This window comes from Halalkalibacter oceani (assembly GCF_023715705.1).
Classification (GTDB): Bacteria; Bacillota; Bacilli; order Bacillales; family Bacillaceae_D; genus Halalkalibacter; species Halalkalibacter oceani_A.
This window is the reverse complement of record NZ_JAMBOS010000002.1, coordinates 58,943-77,186: the sequence shown is the minus strand read 5'-3', so window position 1 is coordinate 77,186 and position 18,244 is coordinate 58,943. Positions and strand designations below refer to the sequence as shown.

The window sequence follows — 18,244 nt, the reverse complement described above, 5'->3', positions numbered from 1 at the left end:
AAATAGTTGTTAGCTTCCTGCCGTCCAGCCACCATCAACCAGCAATGATGAACCTGTAGTCATATTTGATAAATCAGACGCTAAATATAAAATTGCCCCTACTACATCTTTAACGGTTCCGCCCCGTTTCAGTGGAATACGCTCCAATAGATTCTTCCGCGTTTTTTCATCTTCAAAGAGCTCTTTTGTTAATTCAGTCTCGATGAATGTCGGTGCGACGGCATTCACTAAAATATGAGGGGCCCATTCGACGGCCAGTGATTTCGTCAGAAGCTCGACGGCCCCCTTACTGGTACAGTAAACGGATCTGTTACTCGAGCCAACATGACCATATTGCGATGAAATGTTAATAATTTTATTCACTTTCCCCGGATCCATTAATTTCGCTGCTTCCTGTGAGCAGAAAAATGCCCCTTTTACATTGAGGTTTATAATGGTGTCCCATTCTTCTTCCGTTACTTCTATGGCCTTCGTCCTTCTATTTGTACCGGCATTATTCACCAGCACATCAACGGTTCCAAACCTGTTTTTCACCTGAAGAAACATCTCTTTGATTTCGGCAAGAGAAGAGATATCTGCTTTTATCGCGACACTTTCTGGAGAAGAGAGCTTCAGTTCCTCTTCAACCTCGTTCAGCCCTTTTTCATACCTACCAATCACAATGACTTTTGCTCCCATTTTCGCCATCTGCCTTGCACATTCTTTCCCTATTCCTTTTGTACCTCCTGTAATAAGGCAGACTTTTCCTTTTATACTGTTTTCAATGGAATAACTCATTTTCTCTCTCCGTTTCTTTAATTTAAAATTGACGGAAGCCACAGGGACATGATCGGAAGAAAGCTGATGATTAAGACGTCAACGAACAAGATAATGACAAACGGAATGATCGCCCTTGAAATCGCTGAAATTTTTATTTTTGCTGTTTGTGACGCCACAAATAAGTTAATGCCAACTGGTGGAGTGATGAGACCGATAGCCAGATTGACAACCATAATAATTCCAAAGTGAACCGGATCAATTCCAAGGCTTGTGGAAATCGGCAGTAAAATTGGAACTAAAATTAAAATCGCTGCCGCTGCTTCAATAAACATTCCAGTTATCAGCAATAAAATATTTGCTAATATTAAAAAGATGAAGACACTAGATGTAATACTTAAGAAAAACTCTGAAATCATCGTTGGCACACCGAGACGATTAATAAAAAAGCTAAATAATCCAGCCGTTCCAATTACAATCATCACAATCGCGGTTGTAACCGAAGAATCACGGAAAATTGTAACCAGATCCTTCACTCTGATCCGCCTGTAAACAAAGAAACCGATGATAAACGAATAAACAACCGCGATGACCGCTGCTTCTGTAGGAGTGAACACTCCACCATAAATCCCGCCTAATACAATAAGCGGCATTAATAGCGATAGAATTGCCCCCCTGAATGCTTTGAATACCTCTTTAACATTACTTTTCTCCACCCCTTTATAGCCCTTTTTCTTGGCTACAATATATGCTGAAATAAGAAGCGTCCCGGTAACGAACACCCCCGGCAGCACTCCGGCCATAAACATATCACCTACAGACACTTGTGCCGCAATTCCATATAAGATCAAAGGAATACTCGGAGGAATAATGACACCAAGAGCACCTGAGACAGCCTGGTTGGCACTGGCATAACGAACTTCATAGCCTTTGGCGACCATCGCCGGAATCATGATTGCCCCTATTGCTGCTGTCGTAGCAGCTCCGGAACCCGAAATCGCCGCAAAAAACATCGACGTAACGATAGCAACCATCGCCAGTCCGCCACTAATATGGCCGACAAGTGTACTCGCAAAATCAATTAATTTTTGTGAAATCCCTCCTGTTTCCATTAAGTAGCCCGCCAAAATGAAAAACGGAATCGCCATGAGCGGGAATGAATTAATAGAATTGAATACTTGCTGAGGGATGACCTGTAAACTAAATACATCGCCCTGCCAGGCAACAATTGCGGTCGCCAGGCCAAGAGACGTTGCAATGGGTACACTTAAAGCAAACAACAAAATAAGTAGGATAAAAAGAAGTGCAACCATTTTATTTCTCCTCCTTTCCAATCGCCTCTTCAATCATCACAACAACCGTATTCAAGAACAGAAACGTACCACCCACACATACGCTAATCATTGGCCAAAACATGGAAATAGCAGTTGCCGGGGCTCTTTGAAAGGACACGGATTGAGCAATTTCCCAGCCAAAAATAATTAAGATTAAGTAAAAGACAAGGGAAATAAGATGGGCCAGAATGCGAACCGTTTTTTGAGCTACCCCCGTTAAATAATCCGGCAGCAATTCGACCGCTATTAATGTCCCCTGCCTCATCGCATACGCTGCTCCTAAGAGCGTAATCCATATCATTAAAAAGCGGGCGATCTCTTCCGAAAAAGTTAACGAATTTCCAACGACAAACCTTGCAAAAACCTGCCACGTAATCAAAATCGTCATAACCCCAAGCAAAATAGCCAAAATCCAACCAATTATCATATTGACCATATCCATTGCACGTACATATCCTTTAAGGACTCTAGTCATTTTAATTGCCTCCTTTATGATAGGAGATGTGTCAAAAAGGGCTGTTTCCTTTTGACACATCTCCTAAGCGGCGGATAAATGCTGAACAACCGGTTTAAAGGGAACAGAAACGGTGCTTCTTCCTGCTCGCTTTTGCAGCATGGAACCACCGCTTCTTTTCATTGGTAACGGCTTTCTGAGACAACTCTTCTTCTTTTAATATTCAAAATTACGTACTTGATCAATCACATCTTCACCAATTTGCGGAGCCCACTTTTCATAGACTGGTTCTACTGCGGCTTTAAACGCTTCTAAATCGGGTTCGGTTACTTCCATCCCTTCATCTGCCAGCATTTGCTTCATTTCTTCCGCCTGCTGCTGACTTGCCTCACGCTGAATTGGTAACGCAATCTCTGCTGCCTCCATAATGATCGCCTGGTCTTCTGCCGATAAGGAATCAAACAGTTGCTTGCTCATCATGAGCGGTGCCGGGGAATAGACATGCTGCGTCATTGCCAAATAGTCCTGTACTTCAAAAAATTTCACATCGTAAATAGTCGGAAGCGGATTCTCCTGGCTTTCCATCACTCCTTGCTGCAAAGCTGTGTATACTTCTGGCCAGGCCATCGGAGTAGCATTTGTCCCAAGGGCTGTCCATGTATCCACTTGCACTTCTGACTCTTGTGTTCGATGCTTAATATCTTTTAAATCGTCAGGTGAATGAATGGGACGGACACTGTTTGTTTCATGACGAAAGCCATTTTCCATCCATGCGAGAATTTTTACCCCTGCCTGTTCCTCAAGCTTGGCGGCCAATTCCTCTCCAATCTCACTATCGAGTACGGCATATGCATGATCATAGTCATTAAACAGATATGGCATATCAAACATAAAGAACTCCTGAACAAAGCCACCTAATGGTCCGGTCGATGTAATCCCTATATCAATCGAATTAATTGACATTCCTTCAACGACTTCCCGTTCGCCGCCAAGCGAATTATTATGGTGGGATTTAATCGTCAATCGGCCATCTGACAACCGTTCCAATTCTTCTCCGAATGCTTGAACGCCTACATCCTGGTGGGACCCTGGACCGAGTGGGAGACTAACATCGAACTGAATGCTTTCACCAGCCTGCTCTGCTGAACCCCCTTCTGGGTTGTCGGTTCCACTGCTCGCTTCTTCTCCCCCGCCACAAGCCGCCAGTAACAGCAACGTACTGAATCCAAACGCTAGAAAACCATTTCTTTTCATTTTCTTCATCTTAAAACTCCCCCTCACATGTATTGAATTAAGAAAGCCTACAAAATCATTCCTCCACCAACGTTAATGACTTCACCCGTAATATATGAAGCTTGATCAGAAGCAAGAAAGGCAATGCAGTTGGCAACATCTTCAGGTTTTCCGACTCTCCCCAGTGAAATTTTTGAAATCATTAAATCCCACACATGGTCCGGAACACCTTTAGTCATGTCGGTTTCAATAAAGCCTGGACATATCGCATTGACTGTTACGTTCTTTTTGCCCAGCTCCCGAGCTGCTGTTTTTGTAATCCCGACAACGCCTGCTTTAGAAGCCGCATAATTTGCTTGACCTACATTCCCGAGCCAGCTGGCAGAAGAAATATTAATAATACGTCCCGATGTTTGTTCTCTCATGATCTGACTGGCGGGTCGCATCGTATTAAAAACCCCGGTGAGGTTCACATTAATAACAGCGTCCCATTGTTCATGGGTCATTTTATGAAGCAGAGCATCTCTGTTAATTCCAGCATTGTTGACAAGAATATCAAGCTGGCCATGGTTCGATGCTATTTGCTCAATCATTTTCTCAGCTTGTTTTTCGTCTGTCACATTGCACACATAAGCTTCAGCGCTCCAGCCTTGCTCCTCAATGCTATTCACGACTTGATCGATTCCCTCTTCATTCATATCACATACGACAACATGGCTGCCTAATGATGCCAACTTAGTGGCGATTCCACGACCAAGCCCCCGGGCAGCTCCGGTTACAATTGCTGTTTTTCCTGTAAGACTAATCATTGGTGAGCCACCTTTCTATCAATCTGCCATTTCAAAGATAGTCGCAATGCCTTGCCCTCCGCCAATGCACATTGTTGAAATTCCCATCCTTAGCCCACGTCGCTTTAGCTCTGATAGAAGCTTAATGGTAATAATCGCCCCCGAAGCGCCAATTGGATGTCCCAATGCAATCGCCCCGCCATTTACGTTTACTTTCGCGATATCAGCCTCTAATTCGTTAATGACCGCCAGTGCCTGAGCGGCAAATGCCTCATTTAATTCAATTAAGTCGATATCATCCAGTGTCAGGTCGGCTTTTTTCAGCAGTAATTTCACCGCCGGAGAAGGACCGATTCCCATTATTTCAGGATCGACACCCGCTACCGCCTGTTCACGTATATAGGCGATCGGTTTCAACCCAAGTTCCTTTGCTTTTTCACTTGACATTAAGACAAGAGCCGCTGCCCCGTTATTGATTCCTGATGCGTTACCAGGAGTAACCGTTCCCCCTTCCTGAAATGCCGGGCGTAGCTTTGCCAGCTTTTCCAGGGATGTTTGGCGTGGATGTTCGTCTTTATCAAAGACCGAGATCTCTCCTTTACGCCCTTTAACTTCGACCGGTACAATCTGCTCATCAAAGTAACCGCTTTCAATTGCGTGTAAAGCCTTGACTTGGCTGTGATAAGCGAACTCATCTTGTTGCTCCCGTGTAACATTATATTTTTTGGCTACTTTTTCCGCCGTTACTCCCATTGCGTATTTACCGAACGGATCCGTTAACGCTGTCATAAGTCCGTCCTCCAGTTCAGCGTGACCGTAGCGATACCCATATCTTCCCTTCCGAACATAGTATGGATATAAATCCATATTCTCTGTCCCACCAGCAACAATGATTTCAGCATTATTTGTCTGAATCTGCTGAACGGCGTTGTTAATAGCCTGAAGACCTGAACCGCATAATCTGTTTACCGTGTAAGCAGTGCTATCGGTTGGCAGCCCCGCCTTAATGGCACTCATCCTGGCAACAAAGGCATTTTCGGCAACCTGTCCAACGCAGCCCATAACGACTTCATCAACCTGTTGATTTGAAATTCCTGCACGTCGTATAGCTTCACGTATCGCAACAGCTCCCAATTCAGAAGCTTCTACGTCCTTAATCGCTCCCCCCATCGTTCCAACAGCTGTTCGTGCCATCCCTACAATTACGACTTCTTTCATTTTGTTTCTCTCCTTATGAATAGGCTCCGTTGGCTAAACGTTTAGCTAAACGTTTAGCCAACGGGCAAAAAAATAAGCGACTACTTACTAATTTTCCCGCCGTATTTCCTGATCCGCAGCAAGGCTTGCTCCGCATGCCCGGAGAAATTTTCGATTTGACAAAGCCGCGCAGCATATTCTCCAATGTAGACACTTGCTTCCTTTGTTGCTTTTTGATAGGTACATGTTTTCAGAAATTTCCCTACCCATAATCCGCCTGTATAGCGAGCTGCTCCCTTGGTCGGCAGCGTGTGATTCGTGCCGATGACTTTATCTCCATAGGCCACATTCGTTTCCGGACCAAGAAAAAGAGCGCCATAGTTAGTCAAATTCTCTAAAAAGTAAGACGGATTTTCAGTGAAAATTTCAACATGTTCATATGCCAGCCTATCAGCCTCTTTTAAAGCTTCTTCCAGACTATCAACTACTATAATCTGACCGTATTCTTCCCATGAAGTGCCGGCAATGTCCGCTGTCGCCAATGTCTTTAGCTGCCGTTCAATTTCCATAACCGTTTGATCTGCAATCGCTCTTGATGTTGTAATTAATGCGCCCGGAGAGGTCGGACCGTGCTCCAGTTGCCCCAGCAAGTCTGTTGCAATAAACTCCGGATCGGCCGACTCATCAGCAATGATTAACGTTTCAGTTGGTCCGGCAAATAAGTCAATCCCAACCCGACCGTACAGCTGCCTTTTTGCTTCAGCAACATAGGCGTTTCCTGGTCCGACAAGCATATCCACATTATCAATGGTCTCTGTGCCGATTCCCATCGCCGCCATAGCCTGGATGCCACCAAGTATATAAATCTCATCTGCTCCGGCCATATGCATGGCAGCTACTGTTGTTTCCGGAATTGCTCCATTAATCGGAGGCGTACATGCAATAATACGCTTCACACCCGCCACTTTCGCCGTAAGGATGCTCATATGGGCAGAAGCGACCATCGGATAGCGCCCTCCTGGAACATAGCAGCCGACGCTGTTTACCGGGATATTCTTATGCCCTAATACAACTCCCGGTAAAGTTTCCACTTCAACATCCGTGATGGAAGCACGTTGAATTTCGGCAAAACGCCGGACATTGCTTTGCGCAAACTTAATGTCCTCTAAGGCTTGCTTCGGAACCACCTGCATGATGTGATCGATTTGTTCTTCTGTTAAACGAAAGGATGGCGGAGACCAATTATCGAACTGTTCCGATAATTCTCTAACTGCTTGATCTCCTTCTCTCTCCGTTCGTCTAAGAATGTCTCTTACGATTTGAGAGATTTTCTCATCAGTTTCCTTTATTTCTCCTTGGGCCTTTCCTTCCTTCAAAAAAACCGCCACTCACAATCCCCCTTTTTGCATTCGTATGCAAAAATATGAAGTGCATGAGTAAATACTAAAATAAAACGCTTACATTAGTCAACATTTTTTTATTTTAATATTTAAATTGTATTGCGAATAATCAGTTTCCCAGGCAGAAATACAGGGGTCCGCTCTTCAATTTGCCCATTTATTTCGTTTAACAGTTTTTGAATCGTCAAGTTTACCATATCTTCAACCGGCTGCTCCCATGTCGTTAAAGAATAAGAAATCCAGCTTGCCATTTTAATATTATCAAATCCGACAACGGCAATATCCTTTGGAATCTTTACCCCTCTTGCTTTCATCGCATCCATTGCTCCGAATGCCAATACATCGTTCGCTGCAAATAGTGCATCCGGCCGGATAGGACCATTCAACAGATTGCGAGCTGCTTTAACCCCTCCTTCATAGGTATAATCGCCCTCTTCAATAAGCGGGGTAATGCCTCTTGATTTCCACGCATTGAAAAAACCGAGCTGACGGTCATTATTGGTCGACGTGTTTACTTTCCCAGTGATATAAGCCGGAGTTCGATAGCCCTTTTCGTACAAGACGAGCGCAATTTCCTCTGCAGCCTTATAGTTATCACAGCTCACGGCATGACAGGGCATATTAATATTGTAACGGTTAAGCAATACAAAAGGAATCTGATTCGTACTTAATCGCATCGCCACTTCAGATGATAAAAAGGCATCTGTAATAATTACGCCTTCAACACTATACTCCATAAACTTATAAATATCCTCATGCTCAATTTCATCATTCTCTGTATACACAAACAAAACCTGATATCCCTTCTCATGCAGGCCATTCGTTAAGCGCGTAAGCACATCCTGATAAAAAGGATTTTGATTTTCTTTCATCGCAATTCCAACGATGCTCGATTTATTCATAATTAACCCTCGGGCGAGAGCATTAGGGAGATAATTTAATTCTTTTGCTGCCTTCAATACTTTTTGCCTTGTTTTTTCAGCAACATTTGACCCCGGTGTAAATACACGTGAGACAGTTGATTGGGAAACACCTGAACGCTTTGCCACTTCTGAGGCATTTACTGATTTTTTTCTCAAGCTAAACTCTCCCCTCCAGCATTATTAATTCTCATTTTTATTATAGTAAAATAAAGAATGCCTCTGGAATATACTCCAGAGGCATTAGCATTATGTTTTAGATCAATTCTTTTCTGCAACCACTGATTCATATGCCTGCTGGAATTTCTGGATGTCGCCAGCTCCCATAAATAAAACAACACTCTGATGATGCCCGCGCAACTCAGCTGTTGTATCCTCTTCAATCAGCTTGGCTCCCGGGATCAGATTTTGCAAATCATGAATCGACAGCTCTCCGGCCTTTTCCCGGGCTGAGCCGAAGATATCGCAAAGGTAGACCGCATCAGCAGCCCGCAGTGCTTCAGCAAATTCATTCAAAAAGGTTTTCGTTCGCGTAAACGTATGCGGCTGGAAGACGGCAACCACATCATAATCAGGATATTTCTTTTTAGCCGCTTCAATCGTCGCCGCAATTTCAGTCGGGTGGTGCGCATAATCATCAATAAGAATTTGGTCGTTCACCTTCTTCTCACTGAACCGGCGCTTCACTCCAGGGAAAGTCAGCAAATGTTCTTTGACCGTTTCAGCTGAAACATTCTCGTAATGACACAACGCGATGACAGCCAGAGCATTAAGAACATTATGGTTTCCAAACCCCGGAATCATAAATGAGCCATAGAAGCTATTCCGTACGAATACATCAAAGCTGCTTCCTTCTGCGGTTGTCTCTATATTTCGAGCTTGGAAATCATTATCTTCCCCGAATCCATAATAGACCACAGGTACATTCGCATGGATTTCCTGAAGATATTCATCGTCCCCACAAGCGACAATCGCCTTCCTCACCTGCATCGCCATTTCCTGAAAAGCTGAAAAAACATCCTGTACATCCTTGAAATAATCAGGATGATCAAAATCGATGTTCGTCATAATGCAATAATCAGGCTCGTAATTCAAAAAGTTCCGGCGGTATTCGCACGCTTCAAAAACAAAATAAGAAGAGTCTTCTTCTCCCTTTCCTGTTCCGTCTCCAATTAAATACGAGGTCGGAAACGTGGCACCGAGGACATGAGATAACAAACCGGTTGTCGATGTTTTTCCGTGTGAGCCCGTCACGGCGATGCTCGTGAAATTTTGAATGAACTCGCCTAAAAAGGTCGGATACTTCTTCACAGTGAGGCCAAGCTCTTTAGCGCGCAGAACTTCCTCATGCTCTTCTCCATAAGCCGCAGAGACAATGATTTCCTGATCAGCTTCAATATTGTTACGATCAAATGGAAAGAGCGGGATTCCTTTTTGCTCTAAAGGGCGCTGTGTAAAAAATCGCTTTTCAACATCAGATCCCTGTACATCCTCCTTCATATCATGAAGAATTTGAGCAAGAGCACTCATCCCTGACCCCTTTATTCCAATAAAATGATATTTCGTCATATGGACCTCCAAACTTCCCGTGGCTTTTCACAATGAAATATGTTTCGCTGTTTGCATATTCCTTGATTATATCAAAAAAAGCAAGCCATCACTATACGCCTTAAAATTCTCTTTATCCACTAGTATATGTGTGTTTATGTAAAAAAGACCCAACTAATCCTCTACCAACTCCAACCGGGGGTTATCACGGAATCGCCGGCCTGCTTTGGCCTGATGGGTACCATTTAACAAAACGTTATCCCCGGTGAAACCGATTGTGATTTTTAGCAGGCTGCCGCCGACTCCATAAATATCAACCGGGACACCGACTTCTTCATACTCCTTAATCCGCTGGGCATTGAAGCCACCTGTTGCGATGATTTTCACGTGGTGAAAGCCTTCCTTATCCAACGCTTCACGCAAAGCAAAAAGCAAAGTCGGGTTCGCGCCACGTGGGTCAAAGGAGCCCATCACTTCAGGATTTCGGCAAAAATAGCGATCAACCATCGTCCGGGACGTATCGACCCGGACTCCTTTTAAGTCTTCCCCGAATTCCCGGGCCACCTTCAAGGAATCTGTAATCACATCATTATTGTAATCGACGAGCGCCATCAGCTCATCCTGCGGGTAGGTTTCCTTATAGGCTCTCGTCGCTTCAACAACATCGCCTTCGAACAGCTGGATAAGAGCATGAGGCATCGTCCCCATTCCCTGCTTGCCCCACCATTCATTCATCGCGTGGGTCGCCTGCGCCTTGGAACCGCCGATGTACGCCGCATAGCCGTCACCGGCCTGCTGGGTATAATGATCATCACGATCACCCATAAAAATGATCGGTTTTTGCACTCCTGACTGCCTTGCCGCCTTGACAACATTGTACACATTTGTCGCGACCGAGGTCCGTCGTGCGAAAATTCCATCAATAATACCTTCCAAATAACCAAAATCCTCGTATTTACCGGTAATCGTAAATACGGTCTCAAATGGTTTAATCTTGTCTCCGTCCTGTAAGGAGCGCAATTCCAATTTATCGGCATCGTTTGCAAAAGTACGGATAAGAGCAATCACTTCATCCGTTCCGCATAATACGGCATGTTCTTTTTGAAAAAATTGCATGGTGACAATATTATTCGGTCGATACTTCTCAACAATTTCTCTCGTTTTTAAAAAATAAACTGCTGAAAACCAGCCTTCTTTTACACGTTCATCGAATTTAAATGTTTCATTTGTTAGCCGTTTGATTTCGCCATTTAATTTTTTCGTGATTTCTTTCATTCCTTCTATGCTCCCTTACTACCGACCCACTTTTGTCTTTGTTCGCTTATTCTATCAAGAAGACGTTGTCGTTTTTCAAAGCTTGTATCTTCCCTATCATATAAAACCTTCACCCCGAAAACAAGATATAAGATAGAATCCTTTACATTTCATGATGATACAGCCGCTCTTCCAGCTCTATCTCATCGACCAATACATGGCGCGGCTTGCTTCCCATCGCTTGGGAAATAATCCCCCGCTCCTCCATTAAATCAATCAGGCGGGCGGCGCGGTTATAGCCAATCCGGAAACGGCGCTGTAAGCTTGAAGCGGAGGCTCCCCCCTGCTCAAGCACATAATAGCAGGCTTCCTCAAAATATTCATCATCGGCCTCACTATGCTCGGCAACCCGCTGCAGCTGGTTGATTTCAAGCAGATAGTCGGGTTGACGTTGTTTTTTTACATAGGCGATGACGCCCTCAATTTCTTCATCAGAAACAAATGTGCCCTGGACCCGTACCGGCTTCGGCGTTCCATTTTCATGGAATAGCATATCGCCACGGCCGAGCAACCGCTCCGCTCCCCCCATATCCAGGATCGTGCGGGAATCCGTCTGCGATGAGACCGAGAAGGCAATACGCGTCGGAATATTGGCTTTGATCAAACCGGTAATCACATCGACGGACGGACGCTGCGTCGCCAGAAGAAGATGAATGCCGCATGCTCTTGCCTTCTGCGCGATCCGGCAGATCGAATCCTCGACATCCTGCGGCGAGACCATCATTAAATCAGCCAGCTCATCAATGACAACGAGAATGAACGGCATCGCCGGTTTGTCGGGATGCTCCGAATAAAGGTCATTATAACGCCCTACATCGCGTACGCCGCGTTCACTAAAGAGCTCGTATCTCTTTTCCATCTCCTCGACCACCCATTTCAGTGCAGCCGTCGCCTGCTTGGCGTCGGTAATCACCGGGGCAACCAAATGCGGCACGCCATTATAAGGGGCCAGCTCAACCATTTTCGGATCAATTAACAGGATTTTCACTTCATCAGGCGTCGCTTTGTAAAGCAGGCTGACTAAAATCGAATTGATGCACACACTCTTCCCGGAACCCGTCGCACCAGCAACGAGACCGTGCGGCATTTTTTTCAAATCGGTCACAATCGGCTGACCGGAAATGTCGAGCCCCAAAGCAACGGTTAACGGGGATTGCGAGCGAATGAACACGTCTCTTCTTAGAATTTCCCGTAAAAACACCGGCGCAGACGAACGGTTCGGAACCTCGATGCCGATCGTATTTTTGCCAGGAATCGGCGCTTCAATCCGAATATCCTTCGCCGCGAGCGCGAGCTTAATATCATCGACCAGTCCTGTTACTTTATTGACCTTCACCCCGCGTGCCGGTTGAATTTCATAGCGCGTCACAGACGGCCCTTTTGTCGTATGGACAACCTTTGCATCAACATGGAAGCTTTGCAGCGCCTCTTCAAGGATCAACGCCTGCTCATTAAGCCACTCTGTCTCATCCTCCTGCTGCACTTGCGGGTAATGCAGCAGCTGAATACCAGGCAGTTGATAGGCAGGTGCGGGTGCTGCTTCGACACTCTCCGTTTGCCTTTGTTCAACCTTTTGTCTTTGCTTACCTCTGTCCTGCGGCAGCATCATGACGTTAAAAGGTATTGCTGGCTTTTTGACTTCTGATCGTTCGGAAGCACCACGTCCTCCCGTCTCCTTCTCTGTCATTAACTCAGGCTGTTGCTGCAGCTCCGGTGTGGACTGAACAACTTCCATTACTTGCGCTTCACCCTGATCCTCTACATTGACAGGCCCGTGCTCATTTAATGCTTCCTCTTGTTCGCTTTCCCGGTGAGCAGAGGCGGTCGGATTTAAATATTCCTCCTCTGTCACTGCCGCCCCTGTTGCAACTTCCCGCCCTGGCTCATATTCTTTCTCCTTTAACGGCTTCTCTTCTATTTCGACGGGCCATTCATTTTTCTCTGCCCGCTCCATATCTGACTCTGCCGCCCTTTCGTTCTCCTCGGTCGGCTTCTCCTCTGTTTCGGCGGACCATTCATTTTCCTCTGCCCGCCCTATATCTGATTCTGCTATCCATTCATTTTCCACTTCTGGCTCCATGACGGATTGAACAGTCCATTCGCGCTCCTCTTCCGGTCGGGTTATTGGTTGGCTTTCCTTTCCCTCGATTTCGCTCTGTTCTCCAAGGGAGTCAACCTCCGCGACGATTTCCTCTTGCCGGCGCGCAGGAAAAGGTGAGACAGACAAGGTGTCATCCATTTTGCTTCTCGTCTGTTCGCGCTCCCTGAAGCCATAGACAGGAGACGGAACCACTGTCAGCTTGAAATCAGCCTTCGGTGACGGGCGAACAACCGCTTCGGGCTTTGGCTTGCTCTCCACTCGCTTGTCCTCTTTTCCATCAGTGGCCGGACGGTTCATTGGTTCTTCTTCAGGCTGAAAAGCTCTAGCCCTTACATTGCTTGTCCGCGAGCTTTTCCGCTTCTGCTCCTCCGGCTCTACGGCTAAAGGAAAGCGGAATTTCCCCTGTTTTGGATAATGATAGAGCACTTTTGACTCCTGTAAGGCGGGGTCAACTGCTCTCTCAGGAGAAGACTTCGTCCCCCGGGCAGTTTCCCGCTTATTGTGAAGACTTTCCTCATCGCCACCAAAAAAGTACTGCAATCGTTTCATTAAGCGATAAAACGGCCCCATGTTCGTTCACTCACTTTCTCTCTTTAAAATTGAGACACTTGCTCATTGTACTATTGACATCGGCAAAACAAAATGGACCGAACGTTGTAAGCAGAAAGGGGGCGTGCCAAAAGGTCATTCGTCCCTTTTGGCACGCCCCCCGATACTACGAATCGTTCACGTAGTCGATTGCCCGCCTTCGGACTGAATAAACAATGGGAAGACAGTCCATCTTCAGCATTTATACACTTCGTTCAAATACATCCCCTGTGCGATAATCATCAGACAATACAAGAATCCCTTTTTCCTCAGGAGCATCAGGAAGGGCCAGTTCCTTGGCCGAACAGATCATTCCGGAGGACTCCACGCCACGCAGGGCGGCCTGTTTAATTTTCAAACCGCTAGGCATTACAGCACCAACCATGGCAACTACGACCTTCTGACCAGCTTCAACATTTGGTGCTCCGCAAACGATTTGCAGGACTTCTTTCCCGACATTCACTTGACAAATATTTAATTTATCCGCATTTGGATGCTTTTGCTTTTCTTCTACATAGCCTACAACGAAAGCAGGCTTGTCCTCCAGCTCGAGCGTCTCCGTTATATCGTTTTTCCGAAAGGCGTCTGCAATCAGCCGCTTGATGTCGGCAGTCAGCTTCACTGGCCCATGGTCTGCGATCGTTCCATAGCTGGAAGCATTAAAAATATTATAGCCGCTTGTCTCATTTGTTTCTTTATCAAAAATCCGAACGACATCTCCGCTTCTTTCAAATCCGCGCTGATAAACATCGATATCGCGCTCGTTAATGATTAGCGTGTCGCCAATTCCAGGTAAATTATAACATACGTTCATTTGACTTAAATCTCCTTCATCTTCATTAAAAAACTTATCCAATTTCATTGTATCATAAGCAACGATGCGAAAAAGGACCGATTTCCGCTAAAACATATGTCCGCCGCAGAAAATTATCATTTAATCCGATTTCGGCCTACGCTGGGCAAGGATAAAAGTCGGTTCCAGTTCACCATCCTCATACATAAATGGCAGAGCCGTAACCGGAACCCGTCCTTCGCCAAAAAATTGCAGGGCAATCTGAGCAAGCACATCATAGCCTCTCTCATTGACGATGTCAGCAAAAATCAGTACGTCCTGATGAGGAATTGCGACAGCAAGCTGGCCCCCGGCCTGCCTGTCCATTTTTTCCAACAATGATGGGTCAAGGACGCGGCTGGCATCAAATCCGTCCTTCGCCCGCAAGAAATAAAATTTATTCCCTGCCACAACATCCTCCTTTAACGGCTGTGGCAACGAACGGAGGTTAAATAAAGCCATTTCGGCGATTTCCGCTTTTGTATATGGAGAGTCGGCAAGCATGTTTTCATTGATCAATGTATAAGAATCCCCAAGATCAATCACATAGTAAATCCTGGTTTCCGCTGTATGTTCGTCATAGAGTAAAGCGTCTCCGGCTTTTGTTTCAGTCGGAAAGGAGGTTGCCCGAATAACCGGAAAGACTTTTTTTTCATTCCCTTGCAATGCCGGCGTCTGCTTCATTGCGGCAAGTCCTACTTCCACATAACGCAAAGCTTCGTCAACTCCGGCGAAATCCTTTCGTTCCCATTTGGCGAGCAACGGCTTCAAGGCTAATGTCACGCCTTTTTTAAGCTCCTTATCCTCGATGCGCAATGTAGCTTCTTTATGATCATAGATCAGCGACCGGCCTTCCCCGGCCAACCTCGACTCTATTTCTTTGCGAAATTGTTGCATATTCATATATACACGCTCCTTTATCATCCCCCTTAGTGTACCAGAAAGAAAAAACCGTTCCAAATATGAAGAAAGAAGCTGTGCCAAAAGGTTGGTTTTCCTTTTGGCACAGCTTCTAAGCAATGAGCGAAACCGCCACGAGCTTTTAAAACCCGCTGTGAGTGTGTTTCTCACAACGGGCTGTGGCGCGTGAAGCCATTGCAAGTGGAGTCTTCGCACGGTTTTTTAGCCGGAAGGAATGTGCTTTTCTTTCCTTCCGGTAAGCGGAGAACGGAGACGCCGACTGCCTTGGCTCAAAAGTTGGTTTTTCCCTTTTGGCACAGCTCTCTGTTACAGCTTTGCCTCTGCCTTTGTTAAAAATGCTTCAATTTCTTCCTGAGTCTTCCGGTCCTTGCTGACAAAGCGTTCAATTTCAGCTCCGTTGGCATAAGCGATAAAGCTCGGGATCCCAAAAATATCAAGCTCACCACACAAATCAATGAACTTGTCACGATCGACATAATAAAAAGAGAAGCCCGGAAAATCCGCTTCAATTCTTGGGAGTACCGGCTCAATCACCCGGCAATCCGGACACCAGTCCGCTGAAAACAAAAAAACGGCCGCTTCTTTCCTTGAAATCTCCCGAAATTGTTCCACTGTTTGAAGTTGTTCCACTTTCTTTACCTCCTCGTTGTTTAAGATTGTTCAATTTTCATATCGCCGGCTTTAATATAGCCTTTCTTTCTCATCCATTCAGACACAGGCAGACTAATCAAGGCCGGGCCGATGAAATAAAGGACAATGATAGCGATCAATATATTAACTGAAAAACCCATGTCTGTAAAGGTCATGATCGGCCCGACGAGACCGCTCGTCCCCATTCCGGCTCCCGCCGCATTATTTGTCATTTGAAAAAAAACAGTCGCAAACGGGGCGAGTACCATTCCCGCAACCGTTGGCGGGATGAGAATCAAAGGGTTCTTCACGACATTCGGAACTTGCAGCATTGACGTTCCGATGCCAAGCGAGATCAGTCCGGACCAGCCATTTTCGCGATAGCTGCTCACCGCGAAGCCGACCATCTGCGCAGCACAGCCGACCGTCGCCGCCCCGGCGGCAATTCCTTCCAACTCAAGCATGATTGCCAGAGCAGCGCTGGAAATAGGCGCTGTCAAAGCGAGTCCCATTAACGTCGCAACGATAATCCCCATCACGATTGGCTGCTGCTCCGTCCCCCACATGATTAAATAACCAAATTGCTGCATGCCGAGCTGAATCCACGGTCCAATCGCCGAAGCGGCCAAAAAACCGGTCATGATCGTTACAAAAGGGGTGACGATAATATCAAGCTTGGTTTCCTGCGAGACAAGCTTCCCGCATTCAGTAGAAATCAGCGCCGCCACAAACGCACCGGCAGGGCCACCAAGCTCGGCCCCGGCCGCGCCGCTGATAATCGCCGCAAAGATCACCAGTCTTGGCGCCTTTAGCCCGTAGGCAACCGCTACAGCAATCGCCGGTCCCATCATGCTCATAGTCAGAGCGCCGACTTCCTCCAGCCAGCCGCCAAAGGAAGGGAGCCAGAACAGCGAAATCTGCTCACCGGCCGTGCGGATGATCAAGCCGATAATCAGTGAGGCAAACAGGCCAAGCGCCATATAACTAAGCGCTGTTATAAAATATGTACGCCATGACAGGCTAATTCCCTTGCGCTGCAAAAAATCTCTCATCCCGCTCTTCACCTTCTTACTCTGTTCTCACTTCATAGGATAGTAAAATGTCCATCATCACTTCGACATCTTTGACCAGGGAATCGTACGTCGTTACTGTTGACAGTTTCGCTCCCCCTATTGCGGTCATCACATGAAGCTGTTCCTCGTCTTCTTCCTTGATCAAAAAATAAGCGGTATACTCATCGGTTTCAACGACCTGAAACGTGACAGCGTCTCGTTCAAACTCCCGATCCCTTTCAAGATGGATCGTACTCGTTTTCGGTTCTTCCGGCTGATGAAACAGAACAAAAAGCTGTTCGCCCCGCTGGAGTAAAAGATTATACTCCGCTTCCTCGACAATATCAAAGCCCCTCGGCATATAAAAAGCGATGTTGTTCGCCTCTGTATTTGGTACGGATGGTTCCTCCCTGAATTCTGTTAGAAAGGCTTCATAGCTCAGTTCAACCGCCTCCTGCTCGGATACAGAACACCCGCCGAGCCAGCCGGCAAGAGCAAAAATCAGGAGCAAGCCTCCTTTTTTTCTATTCAAACCTCGACACTCCTTTTTTCGACACAGTTCTTCTTAATCATACTCTCCCGTTCCACAGCTGACAAGACACCTTTTTCATCCGACTGCCAGCTTTTCTTATTTTTGCTATAATGAATTCGTACAAACATAATTATGGAGGGTTCTGATATGGAGATAACCGTTTATTTAGCAGGGGAAATTCATAGTAATTGGCGCGAAGAAATCCGTCAAAAGGCCGAGGCGAAACAACTCTCTCTTCTATTTACCGGACCGATGGAAGATCATGATCGCTCCGATCATATCGGCGAAGAAATATTGGGACCGCAGGCAGATGCGGTGGCAAAGGACGAAGCGGCTTCGCAAATTAACAATTTACGAACCCAAGTGCTGCTCGCCAAAGCGGAGGTCGTCATCGCCTATTTCGGACCGAAGTATAAGCAGTGGAATACAGCAATGGATGCTGCGAGCGCGATGACACTTGGTAAGCCTGTCATTCTTATCCGTGACCGCGACAACCATCATGCACTGAAAGAGCTGGCAAACAAGGCCCAGCTTGTCGTGGAAAATGCGGACCAGGCAATCGAGGCACTCGCCTATATTTTTGAATAATCAATGAAAAGGCTGGAACAAAAGGTTTTTTTCCTTTTGCCCAGCCCTGTACAAAC

17 protein-coding genes are annotated in these 18,244 nt (G+C 46.1%); 1 reads left to right on the top strand and 16 read right to left on the bottom strand.

The features are described 5' to 3' along the window. Positions 1–9: 9 nt before the first annotated feature. From M3212_RS02270 to M3212_RS02195, 16 genes are all read right to left on the bottom strand, one after another. Entirely contained in the window at positions 10–777 is a 768-nt protein-coding gene (locus tag M3212_RS02270; protein WP_251192323.1) for an SDR family NAD(P)-dependent oxidoreductase, read from the bottom strand. 17 nt (positions 778–794) lie between these two features. Beyond that, the gene (locus M3212_RS02265; RefSeq protein ID WP_251192322.1) at positions 795–2,069 is read right to left on the bottom strand and encodes a TRAP transporter large permease; all 1,275 of its coding nucleotides are present in this window, start codon (positions 2,067–2,069) and stop codon (positions 795–797) included. A 1-nt stretch (position 2,070) separates the two neighbouring features. Further along, positions 2,071–2,565, bottom strand: a complete 495-nt coding sequence (locus M3212_RS02260; protein WP_251192321.1) for a TRAP transporter small permease — start codon at positions 2,563–2,565, stop codon at positions 2,071–2,073. Positions 2,566–2,760: 195 nt separating this feature from the next. After that, a complete protein-coding gene (locus M3212_RS02255; protein ID WP_251192320.1) occupies positions 2,761–3,807 on the bottom strand; it encodes a TRAP transporter substrate-binding protein in 1,047 nt (348 codons plus the stop codon). A 38-nt stretch (positions 3,808–3,845) separates the two neighbouring features. Continuing rightward, the gene (fabG, locus tag M3212_RS02250) at positions 3,846–4,586 is read right to left on the bottom strand and encodes a 3-oxoacyl-ACP reductase FabG (protein WP_251192319.1); all 741 of its coding nucleotides are present in this window, start codon (positions 4,584–4,586) and stop codon (positions 3,846–3,848) included. Positions 4,587–4,604: 18 nt separating this feature from the next. Beyond that, a complete protein-coding gene (locus M3212_RS02245) occupies positions 4,605–5,783 on the bottom strand; it encodes a thiolase family protein (protein ID WP_251192318.1) in 1,179 nt (392 codons plus the stop codon). A gap of 80 nt (positions 5,784–5,863) precedes the next feature. Further along, complete coding sequence (gene hisD, locus M3212_RS02240; protein ID WP_251192317.1) at positions 5,864–7,150, bottom strand: histidinol dehydrogenase; 1,287 nt, start codon at positions 7,148–7,150, stop codon at positions 5,864–5,866. Between the two features lie 101 nt (positions 7,151–7,251). Continuing rightward, complete coding sequence (locus M3212_RS02235; RefSeq protein WP_251192316.1) at positions 7,252–8,241, bottom strand: LacI family DNA-binding transcriptional regulator; 990 nt, start codon at positions 8,239–8,241, stop codon at positions 7,252–7,254. Between the two features lie 102 nt (positions 8,242–8,343). Continuing rightward, on the bottom strand, positions 8,344–9,651 hold the full coding sequence (murC, locus tag M3212_RS02230; protein WP_251192315.1) for a UDP-N-acetylmuramate--L-alanine ligase: 1,308 nt from the start codon (positions 9,649–9,651) through the stop codon (positions 8,344–8,346). A gap of 153 nt (positions 9,652–9,804) precedes the next feature. Continuing rightward, on the bottom strand, positions 9,805–10,905 hold the full coding sequence (locus M3212_RS02225) for a nicotinate phosphoribosyltransferase (RefSeq protein WP_251192314.1): 1,101 nt from the start codon (positions 10,903–10,905) through the stop codon (positions 9,805–9,807). 142 nt (positions 10,906–11,047) lie between these two features. Continuing rightward, entirely contained in the window at positions 11,048–13,615 is a 2,568-nt protein-coding gene (locus M3212_RS02220) for a DNA translocase FtsK (RefSeq protein WP_251192313.1), read from the bottom strand. A 220-nt stretch (positions 13,616–13,835) separates the two neighbouring features. Next, on the bottom strand, positions 13,836–14,447 hold the full coding sequence (ytpR, locus tag M3212_RS02215; RefSeq protein ID WP_251192312.1) for a YtpR family tRNA-binding protein: 612 nt from the start codon (positions 14,445–14,447) through the stop codon (positions 13,836–13,838). Between the two features lie 120 nt (positions 14,448–14,567). Next, positions 14,568–15,368 (bottom strand): DUF1444 domain-containing protein, encoded by an 801-nt coding sequence (locus M3212_RS02210; protein ID WP_251192311.1) that lies wholly within the window; start codon positions 15,366–15,368, stop codon positions 14,568–14,570. Positions 15,369–15,692: 324 nt separating this feature from the next. Next, on the bottom strand, positions 15,693–16,016 hold the full coding sequence (locus M3212_RS02205) for a thioredoxin family protein (RefSeq protein WP_251192310.1): 324 nt from the start codon (positions 16,014–16,016) through the stop codon (positions 15,693–15,695). Between the two features lie 20 nt (positions 16,017–16,036). Beyond that, a complete protein-coding gene (locus M3212_RS02200; RefSeq protein ID WP_251192309.1) occupies positions 16,037–17,068 on the bottom strand; it encodes a PTS transporter subunit IIC in 1,032 nt (343 codons plus the stop codon). A 16-nt stretch (positions 17,069–17,084) separates the two neighbouring features. Continuing rightward, a complete protein-coding gene (locus M3212_RS02195; protein ID WP_251192308.1) occupies positions 17,085–17,600 on the bottom strand; it encodes a hypothetical protein in 516 nt (171 codons plus the stop codon). Positions 17,601–17,747: 147 nt separating this feature from the next. On the opposite strand from M3212_RS02195, the gene M3212_RS02190 reads away from it, so the two are divergent. After that, positions 17,748–18,188 (top strand): YtoQ family protein, encoded by a 441-nt coding sequence (locus tag M3212_RS02190; protein ID WP_251192307.1) that lies wholly within the window; start codon positions 17,748–17,750, stop codon positions 18,186–18,188. Positions 18,189–18,244: the final 56 nt, after the last annotated feature.

Bases quoted from the DNA above. Each gene is read 5' to 3' on its own strand.
- M3212_RS02200 (WP_251192309.1), bottom strand. From the start codon at position 17,068: ATGAGAGATTTTTTGCAGCGCAAGGGAATTAGCCTGTCATGGCGTACA.
- M3212_RS02220 (WP_251192313.1), bottom strand. From the start codon at position 13,615: ATGGGGCCGTTTTATCGCTTAATGAAACGATTGCAGTACTTTTTTGGT.
- M3212_RS02270 (WP_251192323.1), bottom strand. From the start codon at position 777: ATGAGTTATTCCATTGAAAACAGTATAAAAGGAAAAGTCTGCCTTATT.
- ytpR (WP_251192312.1), bottom strand. From the start codon at position 14,447: ATGAACGTATGTTATAATTTACCTGGAATTGGCGACACGCTAATCATT.
- fabG (WP_251192319.1), bottom strand. From the start codon at position 4,586: ATGATTAGTCTTACAGGAAAAACAGCAATTGTAACCGGAGCTGCCCGG.
- M3212_RS02265 (WP_251192322.1), bottom strand. From the start codon at position 2,069: ATGGTTGCACTTCTTTTTATCCTACTTATTTTGTTGTTTGCTTTAAGT.
- M3212_RS02260 (WP_251192321.1), bottom strand. From the start codon at position 2,565: ATGACTAGAGTCCTTAAAGGATATGTACGTGCAATGGATATGGTCAAT.
- murC (WP_251192315.1), bottom strand. From the start codon at position 9,651: ATGACGAAATATCATTTTATTGGAATAAAGGGGTCAGGGATGAGTGCT.
- M3212_RS02225 (WP_251192314.1), bottom strand. From the start codon at position 10,905: ATGAAAGAAATCACGAAAAAATTAAATGGCGAAATCAAACGGCTAACA.
- M3212_RS02190 (WP_251192307.1), top strand. From the start codon at position 17,748: ATGGAGATAACCGTTTATTTAGCAGGGGAAATTCATAGTAATTGGCGC.
- M3212_RS02255 (WP_251192320.1), bottom strand. From the start codon at position 3,807: ATGAAGAAAATGAAAAGAAATGGTTTTCTAGCGTTTGGATTCAGTACG.
- M3212_RS02210 (WP_251192311.1), bottom strand. From the start codon at position 15,368: ATGAATATGCAACAATTTCGCAAAGAAATAGAGTCGAGGTTGGCCGGG.
- M3212_RS02245 (WP_251192318.1), bottom strand. From the start codon at position 5,783: ATGAAAGAAGTCGTAATTGTAGGGATGGCACGAACAGCTGTTGGAACG.